Below are 16,464 nucleotides of genomic sequence, written 5' to 3'. Positions count from 1 at the left end.
ACATGGAAAAAGATATACTATTATTCGTTATCAATCCTTACTCCGGAAGCACAGATAATTCAAACCTACATGAGTTGATTGAAAAAGTATGTGAAGCAGAGAAGTGTTCATATCAAATATTTAATACCACCGGCGAGAATGATAAAAACAAAATAAAAGCTAAAATAGAAGAATATAACCCTCATACCGTAATAGCAGCAGGTGGAGATGGAACCATTAATTTGGTAGCCTCTTTACTAATAAACACTAATATTAGACTGGGAATTTTACCAACCGGATCTGCCAATGGGCTAGCTTACAACTTAAATATCACTACCAATTACACCGATGAGATTAAGAAAATTATTGCCGGCAAGGCGCATTCTGTTGACACTTTATTAATTAACGATCAGTTTTATAGTATTCATTTAAGTGATATAGGAATTAATGCTCGTTTAATTAAACGCTTTGAAGAAGATAATACACGCGGATTGTTCGGCTATGCTAAACAATTAATGAATGAACTAAAAGAGGGCAAAAAAATATTTAAAGCCACAATTGATACAGATAAAAAAAGCTATCAAATAAAAGCCGAAATGATATTATTGGCCAATGCTAAGAGCTTTGGAACCGGAGCCGTTATTAACCCCAAAGGAAAAATCAATGATGGTATTTTTGAAATTATTGTATTAAAACCCTATCCGTGGTGGAGCATTTTTAGCTTATTCACTAAAATGTTTACCGGTAAAATTAATCACCTCAAATACATCAAAACAATTCAGACTACAAAAGCACATATTAGATTAAACACTGAACAAATTATTCAGACTGATGGAGAAGTGTTGGGTAAAAAACAAAACGTTACTATACAAACACGCCCCCAATCACTCAATATCATTTATTAAATGAATTGATATCTGTAATTCTAATTTACCCAACCGCAAAGACCTATTGACACCAAGCTATTTATTATCTTCGCCCTCAAATGTGCAGGATGAAGAAAAGAGTGATTTTAGGAATGAGTGGTGGCATGGATAGTTCAATGTCGGCAATTTTATTACAGCGCCAAGGTTATGAAGTAATTGGAGCCACGCTTCAAACACATACCGAAGCAAATGATAAAAATATTGTGGATGCTCAAAACCTGGCTAAATCACTTCAAATAGAACATCACCTCATCGACTGCCGCAATGAATTCAAGAAGGAAGTCATCACATATTTTGCAGATGAATATATTAATGGACGTACGCCCAACCCTTGTGTATACTGCAATAGAACCATCAAATGGAAATATTTGCTTGATCTTGCTCTGCAATTAGATTGTGATCATATTGCCACCGGACATTATGTTCGTGTTTTGAAGGAAAACAAGTATTTCTATATTCAAAAAGGAATGGATCCTGCAAAAGATCAATCCTACTTTCTCTGGAATCTCAGTCAGGATGTTCTTTCAAAAGCAATATTTCCATTAGGACAATTAAAGAAAACTGAAGTAAGAGCCCTGGCTTCTGAATTGGGCTATCAAAACATTGCTGATAAAAAAGAAAGCATGGGTGTTTGCTTTCTGGCAGGAACCGATTACCGCAATTACCTGAAAAAATTACTCACTTCCGATCACCCTTCTTTGCAACCAGGTCCTGTAATCGACAGTAATAATAACGTGCTTGGGCATCACGAGGGTTTTCCGTTTTATACCATTGGTCAAAAAAGAGGCATCGAAGGTGTAGCCAATGGTCAGTGTGTTGTAAGTATCAATCCGGAACGAAGAGCTTTAATAACAGGTAAGAAAAGTGATTTATTCACCAACCAGATCCATCTCCATGAATACTCCCTGACAACTGATAAATCACTCTGGCAGGATCGCGAAGTATTTATCCGCGTCAGAGGACTTGATAGCGTTCCCGGTTATCAGGGAAAAATCGAAATCAATAATAATTCATTAGCAGTTTATTTCAACGAAGATGTTTGGGCCATCACCCCTGGTCAATCCATTGTTTTTTATCAGGATGATAAATTAATTGGTGGTGGAATAAGTTAACACAACAGCTCTTCTCGCTCACAGAATATCTTTACCTTAATATATCGTAGTTTTACATACCTTTGCAAAATGGAAAAATATGACGTAATTGTTATTGGCGGTGGACCAGCTGGTATGGTTGCAGCAGCAAGGGCTGCCGAGTGTGGAAAAAATGTATTACTGCTTGAAAAGATGCGCAATGCAGGCCGTAAATTATTGATTACCGGAAAAGGCAGATGCAACATCACCAACAGTGCACCTATCAGCGAATTCATCACACATGTTTTTCCCAATGGTCGCTTTTTAAAAAAGGTGTTCAACCAATACTATTCCAAGGAAATTCTTGCCTTACTCGAACGTTATAAGGTTGATGTAACACTTGAAAGAGGTGGTCGATACTTTCCAACCAGTCAAAAAGCAAAAGACATATTAGACGCATTATTAAACTGGTGCAGAGATACCAAAGTTGAGATCAGATGCGGTCAGAAAGTAGATGAAATTATATCTGAGGAAGATGCTGTAAAAGGAGTTATCAGTAATGGAAAAAAGATTTTGGCTGATAAAGTAATATTGGCCACCGGAGGTATGTCGTACCCTGCAACCGGATCAACTGGTGATGGGTATGCCTTAGCAAAAACACTTGGTCACACAATCACCAAAGCAATTCCGGCATTGGTTCCATTAGAAACAGAAGGCGATTTAGCTCAACAGTTACAGGGCTTAAACCTTAGAAATTCAAAAGCTGTTATTTGGTCCAACGGAAAAAAGATGGGCGAAGCTTTTGGCGAAATGCTCTTTACTCATTTTGGCTTATCTGGCCCCATTATTTTAACTCTGAGCCGCATTGCCGTAACAGAACTTCAGCAAAACAACAAGGTTGAAATTACTATTGACTTAAAACCTGCACTTGACGAGCAAAAACTCGATTTACGTCTTCAACGCGATTTAAACGAACATGGTAAAAAGAAGCTGGTGAATACTTTTAAACTCTGGCTTCCATCAAAACTGATTCCAGCTGTTTTAAATTACCTTAAAATTGATGGCGATAAAGATTGTCATCAGGTTTCGGCTAAAGAAAGAAAACAAATTAGGTATTTAATGAAAAACTTACCATTCAAGGTAAGCAATTATCGCAGTTTTAAAGAAGCCATTATAACAGCCGGAGGAATTCCCACCAATGAGATTACAGCTAAAAATATGGAGTCAAAATTGATAAAAGGACTGCATTTTGCCGGAGAGGTAATTGATTTGGATGCCGAAACAGGTGGATATAATCTGCAGATAGCCTACTCCACGGGTTGGGTAGCCGGAAACTGTTAACCCAACTTCACCTCCAGAATATGTTTGGTTCTTTTAGTTATTTTAAACCGGTCATCAATCCGATGGCCGGCAATCCAAACAATATCTTCACCTGAAATAGCAATCCAGGTTTCCTCTTTATCAGCTAATGAGAATTTGTTATCAATAAAGAAATCGCTCACCTTTTTATACTGACTCATACCCAAAGGCATAAAACGATCTCCCTCCTGCCACTTTCGAAACAACAAAGGTAAATCCACTAAGTCAGCATCCAGATGAATTAACCGGGGATTTGTCGAAAACGAAAAATCACCAGGCTTTGTATAAATTTTAGCCTCTACTTTAATAGGTAAGTCAGTTTCTCCTTCTTCTAACCAGAAATGATCAACCGTAATATCCTCTATAGGCATCACCAACAAATTATGGCGATCTTTTATCAAACGATGTGTCTCACTGAAAAACTGCTTCCCACTAATTCCATCCAAATGACAAACTACATCGTCAACAACCGAAGCATTAAATCCATATGGGCGCAACACTTCAAATAAAATAGTTTTCTTTTCAGCATACAGATTCAGTTTTGAAATTGGAATCAGAACTTTATCATGTTCATCCACCAAAACCTCTGCATTAAAGCGCTCAACTACCTCTTGAAGCAACATTTCTGCTTCTTGCAGGTGCTCCATATTATTAAGCATAGTTCTGAAAAAAGACGGATTCATTTGCTCCAAAACCGGAATTACTTCATGCCTGATCTTATTACGCAAGTATTTAACATCGGAATTTGAACTATCGTATCTGAAAGGAATCTGATATTGATTACAATACTCTTCAATCTGATGACGTGAAAAATCCAACAATGGACGTAACACATTTCCGTTGCGATACTGAATACCGGACAAGCCTTTTACACCAGTGCCTCTTACCAGATTTAAAAAGAATGTTTCGATAGAATCATTACCATGATGTCCGGTTATCAAAGCCTCAAATTGATGGTCATCCATCAAAGAATTAAACCAATCATAACGCAACTCGCGAGCTGCCATTTCAATGGATACCTTATTTTCTTTGGCGTAATAATTCGTATCAAAGCTCTTGATGTAAAGCTTTATTTCGTGTTGTTCGCAATATTCTTCAACCAATTGTTGATCACCATCAGACTCTTCCCCTCTCAAATTAAAATTACAGTGAGCCGCACTAATATTGATTCTGCGATTTTTTAATAAATGAAGCAAAGCCATCGAATCAGCACCACCGCTTACTGCAACCAAAACGGCTTGATGAACAGATAATCCGCATTTATCTTCAAGTATTTTCAGTACATTTCGAGGAGTAAGGTCCAACATTATTTTTCGATATTAAATACTTTCATAATGGCTGAGGCTTTTAAAAGACACTCGTCGTACTCTTTTTGAGCATCCGACTGCCCTGTAATAGCGCCACCAACCATAAATGACATGTATTGTCTTTTAGCATTGTAAAGAACACTGCGAATTACCACATTCAAATCAAAATCACCTTCAGGAGTTACATACCCAACTGATCCACTATACAAGCCACGCTTGGTTTGTTCATATTCTTCAATCAGTTTCATAGCATTAATTTTAGGAGCTCCGGTCATTGATCCCATTGGAAACGAAGCTTTGATAGCATCTAACCAACTTGCATCTTTTCGTAACTCAGCCGAAATGGTTGAAATCATCTGGTGTACTTGCTTAAATGAATAAATACCACAAAGCTCATCGACCTTAACGGATCCTCGCTCAGCAACTTTTGAAAGGTCATTACGCACTAAATCACAGATCATAATATTCTCGGCCCGTTCTTTAACTGAATGCGACAAATAATCTTTATTCGCTTTGTCAATAAACGGATTATTATCTCTGGGTGAAGTTCCTTTAATTGGTTGTGAAATTATTCTGGAACCTTCCTTTTTCAAATACCTTTCAGGAGAAGCTCCCATTAAAAACTTATCGTGATATTTTACAAATGAAGAAAAAGGTGTTGGAGACACTTCTTTTAATCGTTGATAAACACACTGAGGAGTAATCTGAATCTCATTGGCAAAGAATTCCATACAATAATTCAGCTCATAAACATCTCCTCTTTGAATGTGCCATTGAATTTTTTCAATAGCCTCCAAATACTCTTTATGCGAAACCTGATGATTTAGCTTTACCTCGCCATAATCAACTTCTGATTCATCACAATATCTTAAATCACCAATAAACTCATTAACCGATGCTTCATCATCATATTCATCCAGATAACCAACTGTCCATGTTTTATTATCATACAAAAACAAATATCTAGGTCGAAAGAAATATACATCAGGCAATTCTATCTTATCGGGATGAGTCGAAGTCAGATCTTCAAAGCGATTTTTAATATCATATGATAAAAAACCAAGTATCCAATCTTTATACTTATCATGAAATAGCTGAACCTGAGCAAGGTCATCCTTGCAATCGCCAACACTTTGCAGACCTGCTATAAAATCGTAATGACGAGATGCGTTGACCACCTCCGGAGACACAAATCCATTACTATCTAAAATCACACCCGCACCCTCATTACGGGTAGCCTGACAAATGAGCCTTTTAAATTCAACATCATCCTTTGGATGTATTTCGAAGTACTTTCGCATTCTGCAAAAATAATAAATATTTAGCCAGCCAATCATCAAGCTATATGAAAATAAAAAAGCACCCCATTTGAGGTGCTTTCCAAACATATTTTTGAATAAATTAGTTATTTCCTAAGTACTCAGCAATACCTTCTTGTGTAGCAGATAATCCTTTATCTCCTTTGTGCCAGTTAGCAGGGCAAACTTCTCCGTTTTCTTCAAAGAACTGAAGTGCATCAACCATACGAATAGCCTCGTCAACACTACGACCTAATGGCATATCATTTACTACCTGATGACGAACGATACCTTCTTTATCGATTAAGAATAATCCACGATAAGCTTGTGGTGTTCCTGCAAAAACGATTTGACCATCTTCGTTATAGTCATATTCTCCGGCTAAAACATCATAGTTTTCAGAGATAGTCATGCTACTATCAGCAATCAAAGGATACTTCACTCCTTTAATACCACCTTCTTTAGGTTCTGTTTGCAACCACTTCCAGTGAGAAAATTCTGAATCAACCGAAACACCAATAACTTCAACGCCACGGCTTTCAAATTCAGCAATCTTATCCTGAAATGCAATAATTTCGGTAGGACAAACAAAAGTAAAATCGGCAGGATAGAAATAAAGTACTACATATTTCTTACCTAAGAATTGATCCAAAGAGTAGTTTTCAACAATTTCGCCACCATTTACAACAGCACTGGCGCTAAATGATGGAGCTTTCTTTCCAACTAATACAGCCATAATTATATTTTTTAAATGTTAATTAATATTTTATCTAAATCAGAGTTAATTTTAATCCAATATCTAAACTATCATATAAATTGTTTGATATCCGGGAACTCTCTTCAAACAAAACAGTATTGCTGTTGTTCAACGATGAGTGTTATTTTTTTGCTACTAATTCTGATATTTTCACAATAACTTCTGTTGCTTTAATCATGCTCTGAACTGGCACAAACTCAAACCTTCCATGAAAGTTATGCCCACCCGCAAAAATATTGGGTGTTGGCAAGCCCATATATGATAAACGAGCTCCGTCAGTTCCTCCCCTTATGGGTTTTACATTAGGTTCAATTCCTAACTCCTTCATGGCTTGCTCTGCAAAATCTACTACATGCATTACAGGTTCCACCTTCTCACGCATATTATAGTATTGATCTTTCATCTCAATTTCAGCAGTACCCTCGCCATATTCCGAATTAATTTTATTAATAAGATGGTCTAATTCTTTCTTTCGATCTTCAAAACGATCACGCTTAAAATCGCGAATGATATACATCATTTCGGTTTTTTCCACATCACCATTGAATGACATTAAATGATAAAAACCTTCATAACCTTCAGTATGCTCAGGCGTTTCATGACGAGGTAACATGGTCATAATTTGATTAGCTATGCGAATAGAGTTACGCATTTTTCGTTTGGCATATCCCGGATGCACCATACGACCATGGATGGTTAATTTAGCATAGGCAGCATTGAAATTTTCAAACTCTAACTCTCCAATTTCAGAACCATCCATTGTGTAGGCAAATTCAGCACCAAACTTTTCCACATCAAAATGATCAGCACCGGCACCTATTTCTTCATCCGGAGTAAAACAAATACGAATTTTACCGTGTTTGATTTCAGGATGAGCCAGTAAATATTCCATCGCCGTAACTATTTCAGTTACTCCGGCTTTATCATCAGCACCTAATAATGTTGTTCCGTCGGTTACAATTAAATCCTGTCCTTTGTATTTTTCAACCTCAGGAAAATCAGAAACTGTAAGCGTAATATCCTGCTCTTTGTTTAAAAGAATATCTCCTCCCTGATAATTTTCAATAACACGAGGTTTAACATGGCGCCCACTAAAATCAGGACTAGTATCCATATGTGCTATGAATCCAATAACAGGAATATCTCCTTCAACTGTAGCTGGAACGGTGGCCATAACATAACCATTATCATCCACTTCCACTTCACTCAGTCCAATTGATTTTAATTCTTCCACCAACTTTTCGGCAAATTTCATCTGCCCCGGTGTTGATGGTGTTAATCCTGTATCTGTATCAGATTGGGTGTCTATTTTTACATAACCCAAAAATCGTTGTAATAAATTATCCATTATATTAAGTTGTTACTGTTTAACATCGTCTGATTTGTAAATAAAACCTAAGCGTTTTCCCGTCCTCATTTGTGAGTTCAAAATCTCATCATTCATCTGCATCATCGAAATAATTTTCATGTCATCATATGGAGGAACCAACAGGTCAAATTCCAAGGCATAAAGAACGGCTGTTTCCACAATCTTAAGCCAGTTATCTTCATCTAACACAGAAGTTCCAAAATGATTGATTCCTGTTCCTTTTTGTCTTTTACCTTCAACAAAATAATGCCCGTCTTTATTAATAAAAACTCGGGCAATCAGATATCCTAAATCATTAAGCCGGTTATACCGGAATGAATCGTGCAGGAAGTTATAGATATTAATAACCCCACAAAAAGAATTAGTAACGTCTGATTTAACATACTCGCTTTTCCACACTTCATGATCGCGATCAAAAACAAAAGCATTGGTATGCATCTGAAAAACTAAAACATCACCCGCCACCTTTAACTGCACAACAAACTCTCCTTTATCGGTGTAGTTCAGTTCAAGACGTTGATCTTTAGGATTTATCTGCGGATTATAAATATCCACCGCCTTTTTTAAAACGTCTTTTAGAATTTCGAAATACTTATGAGTTGATGCAAAAACATCTTGCTTCACTACAGCTTTGGTATTCAGCAATTGCACAATAGACTGTGAAACTTCATTTTTTTGACTCATGATTAACGGTTTTAATCAACTCTATAAATAAAGGCAAAAAAAAGAGAAATCAAAATGATTTCTCTCTCTATATAACTTAGTTTGCTTATTAATATGCTTTTGCAAATAATACTCTTTTCTTAGAAGGCTTACCTGTTACCATGCAAACTCCATCTTCATCAGGTTGATCTAATGGAATACAACGAATAGTAGCCTTTGTTTCGTTTTTAATCTTCTCTTCTGTTTCTGGAGTACCATCCCAGTGAGCCAAAATAAAACCGCCTTTTTCTTCCAGAACTTTCTTAAACTCATCGTATGTTTCAACCGGAGTAGTGGTTTCAGCTCTAAAATCTATTGCCTTCTTATAAATATTCTCTTGAATCTGATCCAACAAATCAGCAATATGAGCATCAATACCTTCCAATGGAACAGTTTCTTTTGATAAGGTATCACGACGAGCAACCTCAACAGTTCCATTTTCAATATCACGTGGCCCAATAGCTAAACGAACTGGTACACCTTTTAATTCGTACTCAGCAAATTTCCAACCTGGTTTTTTATTATCGCTAAAATCAAATTTAACATCAATACCACGTCCTATCAATTTCTTCCTGATATCTTCAGCTACCACTTTAATTTTCTCCAGTTCTTCATCTTTACGATAAATTGGAACAATTACTACCTGGAATGGAGCCAATTTTGGAGGCAATACCATTCCATTATCATCGGAGTGTGCCATAATTAAAGCACCCATCAAACGAGTTGATACTCCCCATGAAGTTGCCCAAACATAATCTTCTTTCCCTTCTTTATTGGCAAACTTCACATCAAAAGCTTTAGCAAAATTCTGACCTAAGAAGTGTGACGTACCTGACTGTAAGGCTTTTCCATCCTGCATTAAAGCTTCAATAGTATAAGTCTCTAATGCACCAGCAAAACGCTCACTTGCAGTTTTTAATCCTTTGATAACCGGCACAGCCATATATTTTTCAGCAAAATCGGCGTACACTCCAATCATTGTTTCAGTTTCCTCAATTGCTTCTTGCTTGGTTGAATGAGCTGTATGCCCTTCTTGCCATAAAAATTCAGCTGTCCTCAGGAATAAACGAGTACGCATCTCCCAACGAACCACATTAGCCCATTGATTACACTTGATTGGCAAATCGCGATACGACTGAATCCAGTTTTTATATGTATTCCAGATAATAGTCTCTGAGGTTGGTCGAACAATTAGCTCTTCTTCCAGCTTAGCTTCCGGATCAACCACTACACCATCACCATTCGGATCATTCATTAAACGGTAGTGAGTAACAACAGCACATTCTTTTGCAAACCCTTCAACATGATCGGCCTCTTTACTAAAGAATGATTTTGGAATAAAAATGGGGAAGTAAGCATTCTCATGCCCTGTTTCTTTAAACATGCGATCTAATTGAGCCTGCATTTTTTCCCAAATGGCGTATCCATAAGGCTTGATTACCATACATCCACGAACAGCCGAATTCTCAGCTAGATCCGCTTTTAACACAAGGTCGTTGTACCATTGTGCATAACTTTCACTTCTAGGCGTTAACACTTTTGCCATATCTATTCACTTATATTATTCCAAATTCTTGTAAGATGCACAAAATAACAAAATTTCAACCAAAACATTAGGCAGTTAAGTGCCTTTTTTTTAATCTTGCTTCAGCATTCAAATACGCTTAAACAAAAAAGCAGGGGAACAATTAATAATAATTTTTAGCTTTTTTTGCAATTTTTAAATTAATGGTACGCTTTTTGCTCAATTTTAAGTAAATAAACCGTTCAACTATTGGAGGAATCATTATGCGTTCAAAGCCATTCATAAGCCTTATTTTACTGTCATTTCTTGCAGCATGTAGCTCAACAAAATGGAATGATAGCAGTTACTTTCAGGATGATTTGTATTACAGTCCTAATGAAGAACCTTTAACCGTCTCTAACAAGTATGTGCCGGTTCAAGCTGATGCCAATGTACAAAAGCAGGACGAAAAAGATTTTGAACAGCTCAAATACGAATACGAGAAATCGGAATTAGCACAAGATGAAAATCGCAATTTCTCGCAAATTCAAACTGAATACCTTACGCTTCTAGGCAATGATTCAATAACAGAGGTTGATTCATTACTTTATTACAATGAAGAAACAGGTTATTGGGTAGATGGCTTCCAAGGCTCAAAAATGGATCAGAATTATGCTGAACGATTGATAAAATTCCATGGCCCATTTACAGGTATTCCATACGGATCGCCATTGTTCAACGACATAGTATTCATGAATACCTATGATTGGAATGTTTATGTAGACGGGAATTATGCCTATATGATACCTACGTGGAGTAATCCAATTTACAACGATTACATGTTTAATTACGGTATGAACAGAAACCCTTGGAGCTGGAACTTCTCCTTTTATTGGGGTTGGGGATATTCTTCATGGGGTTGGGGATGGCCTTATTATGGCGGTTACTGGGACCCTTTGTATAGTTGGGGTGGCTGGTATGGTGGCTGTGGTTGGTACAACTACCCTCCATATTACTGTGGTGGTTGGTATGGTGGTGGAGGTTATTATCCTCCATACGGTGGCGGAGGCTCAATTGGGCGCCCCAGAGAATATCGTCCACGAGGCATGAATTACGCCACGAGCAGATCGGGAAGCAGAGCAGCCAGTACATCAAGAACTTCCAGCCAACTAAAAAATACAAGAAACACAATCAGCAGAGATGCTTATACAAGAGGTAATACACGAGTTTCGTATAACGATAGAAACCAAAGAGTAATTACCAATACCAATACCGGAAGAACCTATACAAGAGGTGCTACAGGTACAACTAAGAGTACAGATGCAAGGGTAAGTTCTACAAGAACCACCCGAAGGAGTTATTCACCTTCAAATAATTACACCAGCTCATCCAGAGCTAGTTACAACCGAAACAGTAATTACACACGAACTTCTTCATCGAGTGCCCGAAACAGTACAAGCGCAAGAACTTCAAGCAGTTCGCCTAGCAGGTATTCAAGTGCTACCAGAAGCTCTTCATCACGATCGAGCTATACACCTGCTCGTTCATCAAGTAGCAGTAGGAGTTCGTATACTCCTTCGAGTTCAAGTTCAAGAAGCAGTTATAGTAGCAGTAGTTCAAGAAGCTCTCGTAGCAGTTATAGCTCAAGTAGTAGCAGCTCAAGAAGCTCCAGTTCGGGATCTAGTTCAAGAAGCAGCTATAGCGGATCCAGCTCAAGAAGTTATAGCGGCGGATCGTCGGGAGGCGGATCAAGAAGTAGTGGCAGTTCAAGAAGCTCAGGTGGATCGAGCCGTAGCGGCGGTAGAAGATAAAACTTAACCAAAACTCTAATTTATAAAATCATGAAAAAGTTATCTTATATACTTTCATTAGGCTTATTATGTCTATCTGTAAACCTAAGCGCCCAAACATTAGACGATGCCTTACGTTTTAACAAAAGAGAATTAACAGGTACTGCACGGTCGATGGGAATGGCCAATGCATTTGGTGCACTGGGAGGTGATTTAAGCGCAATAAGCATAAATCCAGCAGGTATTGCTGTATACAGAAGCTCAGAATTTGCTTTTACACCATCATTCTCATTTAATAGAAGTGAATCTGATTTTAAACAATTCTCAGGTACCGAGGATGAATACAGCTTTCCATTTAATCAGATTGGAGGAGTAGCTACCTCTCAAACCTTAAGAGAAAAAAAGGAAGGTGTTGTGAGTACTCATTTTGGTTTTACTTATAACAGAACAGCCGATTTCAATAACAAAATGAACTCTCAGATGGGAGTTGGTATAACAGACGAGTACTTGCCTGATGGTATTGTTGCCAATACTCTTTTAACAAACATAATGCTTGAAGCCAATGGGTACACTCCTGGAGCAATGACTGATAGAGCATACTTTGCTTACGAAAACTATTTAATTGATCCTCTTTTCGAGGGTTCAACAGAATATTTTAGTCATTACGAAATTGTTACCGACAACGATGATGGAACCAGTACCATTGCCTACCGAAATCCCAACGGGATTAATCAGAACTTTCTTATTGAGCAAAGCGGATACTCAGGTGAATACGGATTTACATTGGGAGCTAATATTAGCAATAAATTACTTTTAGGCGGTTCTATCAACTTTCAATCTTTTAGATTTGAAGAACGAAAAACCTTTAGAGAAATAAATGTCTTTGGCTTTGATCCTGCTTACAATACCGATCTTGATTATTACGACGCTTATTCAAATTTAAAACAAGATGGATTTGGAATTAACGGTAAAGTAGGATTAATCCTGAACCTGCACCCTGTGCGAATTGGAGCCTCTTTTCACTCACCCACCTTTTATAGCATTACTGAAGATTATTACGACGGTATTCGTTCCTACTACTTAAATTACGATCAATACTATAGTGAATCAGATATTGGTACCTTTGAATACAATTATCGTACTCCATACCGGGCACAAGGTAGTGTAGCTTTTGTACTTGGTAAAATCGCCCTACTCTCTTTAGATTACGAAATGACTGATAACAAATCATCAAAAATTACATCTGAAGGAAGATATGTTTCAGATTTCGAACTTTTGAATCAAGAAATAAAAGAATACTTTAAATTAAGTCACGATGTAAAAGCTGGTTTTGAGATTAAGCCCGTTCCTTACTTCTCAATTAGAGGTGGAGCAGCCTACCTTGATTCTCCCTTTAAAGATGACATGGTTGATGTTAAAATGGATAAATGGATGTTTACCGGAGGCATTGGCTTTAGAGCAAAGAGCTTCTTCTTTGATGCAGCCTATGCCATGACGATGTATGACGACAGCTACTTCCTACATACGGATAATACCATTTGGGAAGGAGTATATTTTGATGAGCCAATCAATATTTCGAATAAAAGACATCAGGCTTCCTTTACTTTTGGATGGAAGTTTTAGAATTTCAGTTGTTAAAGATTAGAGGCTAGAAGCTAGATTAAAAATATATGCTACAGAAAACGAATCGGACATCCGGTTCGTTTTTTTATTGCCATCTAAAATGATGCAAACTATTTAATTAAATATTATTTCCAATCAATACATATAGGTTAAAAAAGCGAAGTCAGTACTAAGTATGTATGTTGGTGCGCACCAACATACATACTTAGTGCTTACCTCACTCGAGCGAGGTACGCACCAATTAAAAGTGAGGTGCGCACCTTCTGCAGCCCTTATCCGCATTGAGGTACAGAAACAAAAAAACTCAAACAAGGGTAAATCTGATCTTGATTTTTATTTATCAATAATTATAAGGAAACAAAAAAAAAGAGGAAGCTCACAGAACTTCCTCTCTCTTTATATATTGAGTAATCATATACTAGATAATCATACCAGCTGCAACAGTTTCATTCGTTGCTTCATCAACTAAAATTAAACTACCGGTATTACGGTTTCTGCTGTATGAATCAAAGAATAATGGCTTAGTGGTACGCACTTTAATACGTGCTATATCATTCATTCCAATTTCTTTATCTTCTTCGTTTTTCTCAAGGGTATTGATGTTCATTTTGTACGACACTTCAGTTACCATGGCACGTGCCTCTGCTGAAGTATGACGAATAACATATTTGCCTCGTGGTACCAACTTACGCTCATTGAACCAGCAAACCATCACATCTATATCCTGGCTTGATGTTGGTTTTGATCCGTTATTGGATTTCACCAACATATCTCCCCTGCTAATATCAATATCATCTTCTAATGTGATAGAAACCGACTGAGGCGCAAATCCAACCTCCAGCGACTCCTCCATCATATCAATACTTTTCACTTTTGAAGTGAATCCACTAGGCAATACACTTACTTCATCACCTAATTGAACAGCACCCGATGCAATACGTCCGGCATAACCACGATAATCGGGCCAGTCAGCAGATTGCGGGCGAACCACATATTGAACAGGAAAACGGAAATCATCGTGATTAATATCACTACTGATATGAATATTTTCCAACAAGTACATTAATGTTGGCCCATCATACCAATCCATTGATTCTGAACGATCAACCACATTATCACCTTTTAATGCACTAATGGGTACAAATCGAATATCTTTAACTGAAAGTTTTGATGAAACAGCATCAATATCAGCTTTAATCTTCTCAAATGTTTCCTGGTTATAGTCAACCAAATCCATTTTATTGATACAGAAGATTACGTGTGGTATTTGCAACAAAGATGCAATAAAGGCATGTCGCAGAGTTTGTTCTAATACTCCATGACGTGCATCCACCAAAATCAAGGCCACATTAGCAGTACTGGCTCCGGTAACCATGTTACGGGTATACTGAATATGTCCCGGAGTATCGGCAATAATAAATTTACGTTTTGGAGTAGCAAAATAACGGTAAGCCACATCAATGGTGATACCCTGCTCACGCTCCGACTTTAAACCATCGGTTAATAAAGCTAAGTTCACATCCTCGTGACCAGAACGTTCGCTAACACGTTCAATAGCTTCCATCTGATCTTCGAAAATTGCTTTACTATCGTATAACAATCTTCCAATTAAAGTACTTTTACCATCATCCACGCTACCAGCAGTGGTGAATCGTAAAAGCTCCATATCTAAATATCCTGATTCTTTTCCGGACATAATATTGTGTTTTTCTGATTATACAAGTTTAGAAATATCCTTCGCGCTTACGGTCTTCCATGGCTGATTCCGACCTTTTATCGTCAGCTCGCCCTCCACGCTCAGTTGTACGTGTTGCTGCCACTTCAAGAATAATATCCTCAATAGTATTGGCTGTTGATAATGTTAAACCGGTACAGGTAACATCACCAATAGTACGACAACGTACGTCTTTCATTTCTAACTTCTCAGTATCTTTCAATTGCATACATGGCTCATTCGCCATCCAAACACCGTCGCGATTAAACACTTCTCGTTTGTGAGTAAAGTATAAGCTTGGCAACTCAATCTCCTCCATGTAAATATACTGCCAAACATCCATCTCAGTCCAGTTACTGATAGGGAACACACGGAAGTGTTCTCCCATATTTTTGCGTCCGTTAAACAGATTCCACAACTCAGGACGCTGATTTTTTGGATCCCACTGACCAAATTCATCACGATGTGAAAAGAAACGTTCTTTAGCGCGTGCTTTTTCCTCATCACGACGACCACCTCCCATTGCTGCGTCGAACTTATTATTTTCAATGGCATCTAACAAGGTTACTGTTTGCAACTTGTTACGACTTGCGTTGAATCCTTTTTCCTCCACTACTTTTCCTTCATCAATGGAGTCCTGAACCAAAGCAACAATACATTTGGTACCTGTTTCCTCCATCACGCGGTCGCGATATTCGATTGTTTCGGGAAAGTTATGTCCGGTATCGATATGCATTAATGGAAATGGCACCTTGGCAGGCCAAAATGCTTTACGAGCAAGGTGAAACATAACGATTGAGTCTTTCCCGCCAGAAAACAACATCACAGGATTCTCGAATTGAGCAGCCACTTCTCTGATAACGAAAATAGATTCTGCTTCTAATTCTTTAAGGTGATTTATCCGGTATTTATCCATGATAAGTTTTAAAATTTTCCTACTATAATTAAAGCCTTTGTCAGCTCAGTGGCCGATCGTTGCAAAAACGACCGCAAATGTAATGAATATTGAGAGATTTTGAAAATTTAAGATAATGGTTTTCAGTAACCAATCCCTATAAAAAAAGGG

At 37.6% G+C, this 16,464-nt stretch carries 13 protein-coding genes; 5 read left to right on the top strand and 8 right to left on the bottom strand.

The window, feature by feature from the left end:
* The first annotated feature begins 2 nt into the window (after window positions 1-2).
* From KEM10_RS11930 to KEM10_RS11920, 3 genes are all read left to right on the top strand, one after another.
* On the top strand, window positions 3-884 hold the full coding sequence (locus tag KEM10_RS11930; protein ID WP_212216231.1) for a diacylglycerol/lipid kinase family protein: 882 nt from the start codon (window positions 3-5) through the stop codon (window positions 882-884).
* Between the two features lie 89 nt (window positions 885-973).
* The gene (gene mnmA, locus KEM10_RS11925) at window positions 974-2,017 is read left to right on the top strand and encodes a tRNA 2-thiouridine(34) synthase MnmA (RefSeq protein ID WP_212216230.1); all 1,044 of its coding nucleotides are present in this window, start codon (window positions 974-976) and stop codon (window positions 2,015-2,017) included.
* A 69-nt stretch (window positions 2,018-2,086) separates the two neighbouring features.
* The gene (locus tag KEM10_RS11920; protein ID WP_212216229.1) at window positions 2,087-3,316 is read left to right on the top strand and encodes a BaiN/RdsA family NAD(P)/FAD-dependent oxidoreductase; all 1,230 of its coding nucleotides are present in this window, start codon (window positions 2,087-2,089) and stop codon (window positions 3,314-3,316) included.
* Here the strand turns inward: KEM10_RS11920 and tilS are convergent.
* The 6 genes from tilS to proS all read right to left on the bottom strand — a co-directional run bounded on the left by tilS (window position 3,313) and on the right by proS (window position 10,313).
* Complete coding sequence (gene tilS / locus KEM10_RS11915) at window positions 3,313-4,641, bottom strand: tRNA lysidine(34) synthetase TilS (protein ID WP_212216228.1); 1,329 nt, start codon at window positions 4,639-4,641, stop codon at window positions 3,313-3,315. The two genes, KEM10_RS11920 and tilS, sit on opposite strands and share 4 nt — an antisense overlap.
* Complete coding sequence (locus tag KEM10_RS11910) at window positions 4,641-5,942, bottom strand: anthranilate synthase component I family protein (protein ID WP_212216227.1); 1,302 nt, start codon at window positions 5,940-5,942, stop codon at window positions 4,641-4,643. Before KEM10_RS11910 ends, tilS begins: the two co-directional genes overlap by 1 nt.
* A gap of 100 nt (window positions 5,943-6,042) precedes the next feature.
* A complete protein-coding gene (locus KEM10_RS11905; RefSeq protein ID WP_212216226.1) occupies window positions 6,043-6,675 on the bottom strand; it encodes a peroxiredoxin in 633 nt (210 codons plus the stop codon).
* A gap of 142 nt (window positions 6,676-6,817) precedes the next feature.
* A complete protein-coding gene (pepT, locus tag KEM10_RS11900) occupies window positions 6,818-8,044 on the bottom strand; it encodes a peptidase T (protein ID WP_212216225.1) in 1,227 nt (408 codons plus the stop codon).
* Between the two features lie 12 nt (window positions 8,045-8,056).
* Window positions 8,057-8,749 (bottom strand): hypothetical protein, encoded by a 693-nt coding sequence (locus tag KEM10_RS11895; protein WP_212216224.1) that lies wholly within the window; start codon window positions 8,747-8,749, stop codon window positions 8,057-8,059.
* Window positions 8,750-8,837: 88 nt separating this feature from the next.
* The gene (gene proS / locus KEM10_RS11890; protein WP_212216223.1) at window positions 8,838-10,313 is read right to left on the bottom strand and encodes a proline--tRNA ligase; all 1,476 of its coding nucleotides are present in this window, start codon (window positions 10,311-10,313) and stop codon (window positions 8,838-8,840) included.
* Window positions 10,314-10,555: 242 nt separating this feature from the next.
* Between proS and KEM10_RS11885 the strand changes: the two genes are divergently transcribed.
* Both KEM10_RS11885 and KEM10_RS11880 read left to right on the top strand, forming a co-directional pair.
* Window positions 10,556-12,082: a hypothetical protein gene (locus tag KEM10_RS11885; protein WP_212216222.1), complete on the top strand. Its 1,527-nt coding sequence runs from the start codon at window positions 10,556-10,558 to the stop codon at window positions 12,080-12,082.
* 30 nt (window positions 12,083-12,112) lie between these two features.
* Window positions 12,113-13,684 (top strand): OmpP1/FadL family transporter, encoded by a 1,572-nt coding sequence (locus tag KEM10_RS11880; RefSeq protein WP_212216221.1) that lies wholly within the window; start codon window positions 12,113-12,115, stop codon window positions 13,682-13,684.
* Between the two features lie 418 nt (window positions 13,685-14,102).
* On the opposite strand, the gene KEM10_RS11875 is transcribed toward KEM10_RS11880, so the two are convergent.
* Window positions 14,103-15,380: a sulfate adenylyltransferase subunit 1 gene (locus KEM10_RS11875; protein WP_244825787.1), complete on the bottom strand. Its 1,278-nt coding sequence runs from the start codon at window positions 15,378-15,380 to the stop codon at window positions 14,103-14,105.
* A gap of 28 nt (window positions 15,381-15,408) precedes the next feature.
* Window positions 15,409-16,314 (bottom strand): sulfate adenylyltransferase subunit CysD, encoded by a 906-nt coding sequence (gene cysD, locus KEM10_RS11870; RefSeq protein ID WP_212216220.1) that lies wholly within the window; start codon window positions 16,312-16,314, stop codon window positions 15,409-15,411.
* Window positions 16,315-16,464: the final 150 nt, after the last annotated feature.

Source organism: Carboxylicivirga linearis (assembly GCF_018271995.1).
GTDB classification, from domain to species: domain Bacteria; phylum Bacteroidota; class Bacteroidia; order Bacteroidales; family Marinilabiliaceae; genus Carboxylicivirga; species Carboxylicivirga linearis.
The sequence above is the reverse complement of the archived record's forward strand: the minus strand, read 5'-3'. Positions and strand labels throughout refer to the sequence as shown.

Coding starts and splice junctions, on each gene's coding strand:
- KEM10_RS11930 (WP_212216231.1), top strand. CDS start 3: ATGGAAAAAGATATACTATTATTCGTTATCAATCCTTACTCCGGAAGC.
- mnmA (WP_212216230.1), top strand. CDS start 974: ATGAAGAAAAGAGTGATTTTAGGAATGAGTGGTGGCATGGATAGTTCA.
- KEM10_RS11920 (WP_212216229.1), top strand. CDS start 2,087: ATGGAAAAATATGACGTAATTGTTATTGGCGGTGGACCAGCTGGTATG.
- tilS (WP_212216228.1), bottom strand. CDS start 4,641: ATGTTGGACCTTACTCCTCGAAATGTACTGAAAATACTTGAAGATAAA.
- KEM10_RS11910 (WP_212216227.1), bottom strand. CDS start 5,942: ATGCGAAAGTACTTCGAAATACATCCAAAGGATGATGTTGAATTTAAA.
- KEM10_RS11905 (WP_212216226.1), bottom strand. CDS start 6,675: ATGGCTGTATTAGTTGGAAAGAAAGCTCCATCATTTAGCGCCAGTGCT.
- pepT (WP_212216225.1), bottom strand. CDS start 8,044: ATGGATAATTTATTACAACGATTTTTGGGTTATGTAAAAATAGACACC.
- KEM10_RS11895 (WP_212216224.1), bottom strand. CDS start 8,749: ATGAGTCAAAAAAATGAAGTTTCACAGTCTATTGTGCAATTGCTGAAT.
- proS (WP_212216223.1), bottom strand. CDS start 10,313: ATGGCAAAAGTGTTAACGCCTAGAAGTGAAAGTTATGCACAATGGTAC.
- KEM10_RS11885 (WP_212216222.1), top strand. CDS start 10,556: ATGCGTTCAAAGCCATTCATAAGCCTTATTTTACTGTCATTTCTTGCA.
- KEM10_RS11880 (WP_212216221.1), top strand. CDS start 12,113: ATGAAAAAGTTATCTTATATACTTTCATTAGGCTTATTATGTCTATCT.
- KEM10_RS11875 (WP_244825787.1), bottom strand. CDS start 15,380: ATGTCCGGAAAAGAATCAGGATATTTAGATATGGAGCTTTTACGATTC.
- cysD (WP_212216220.1), bottom strand. CDS start 16,314: ATGGATAAATACCGGATAAATCACCTTAAAGAATTAGAAGCAGAATCT.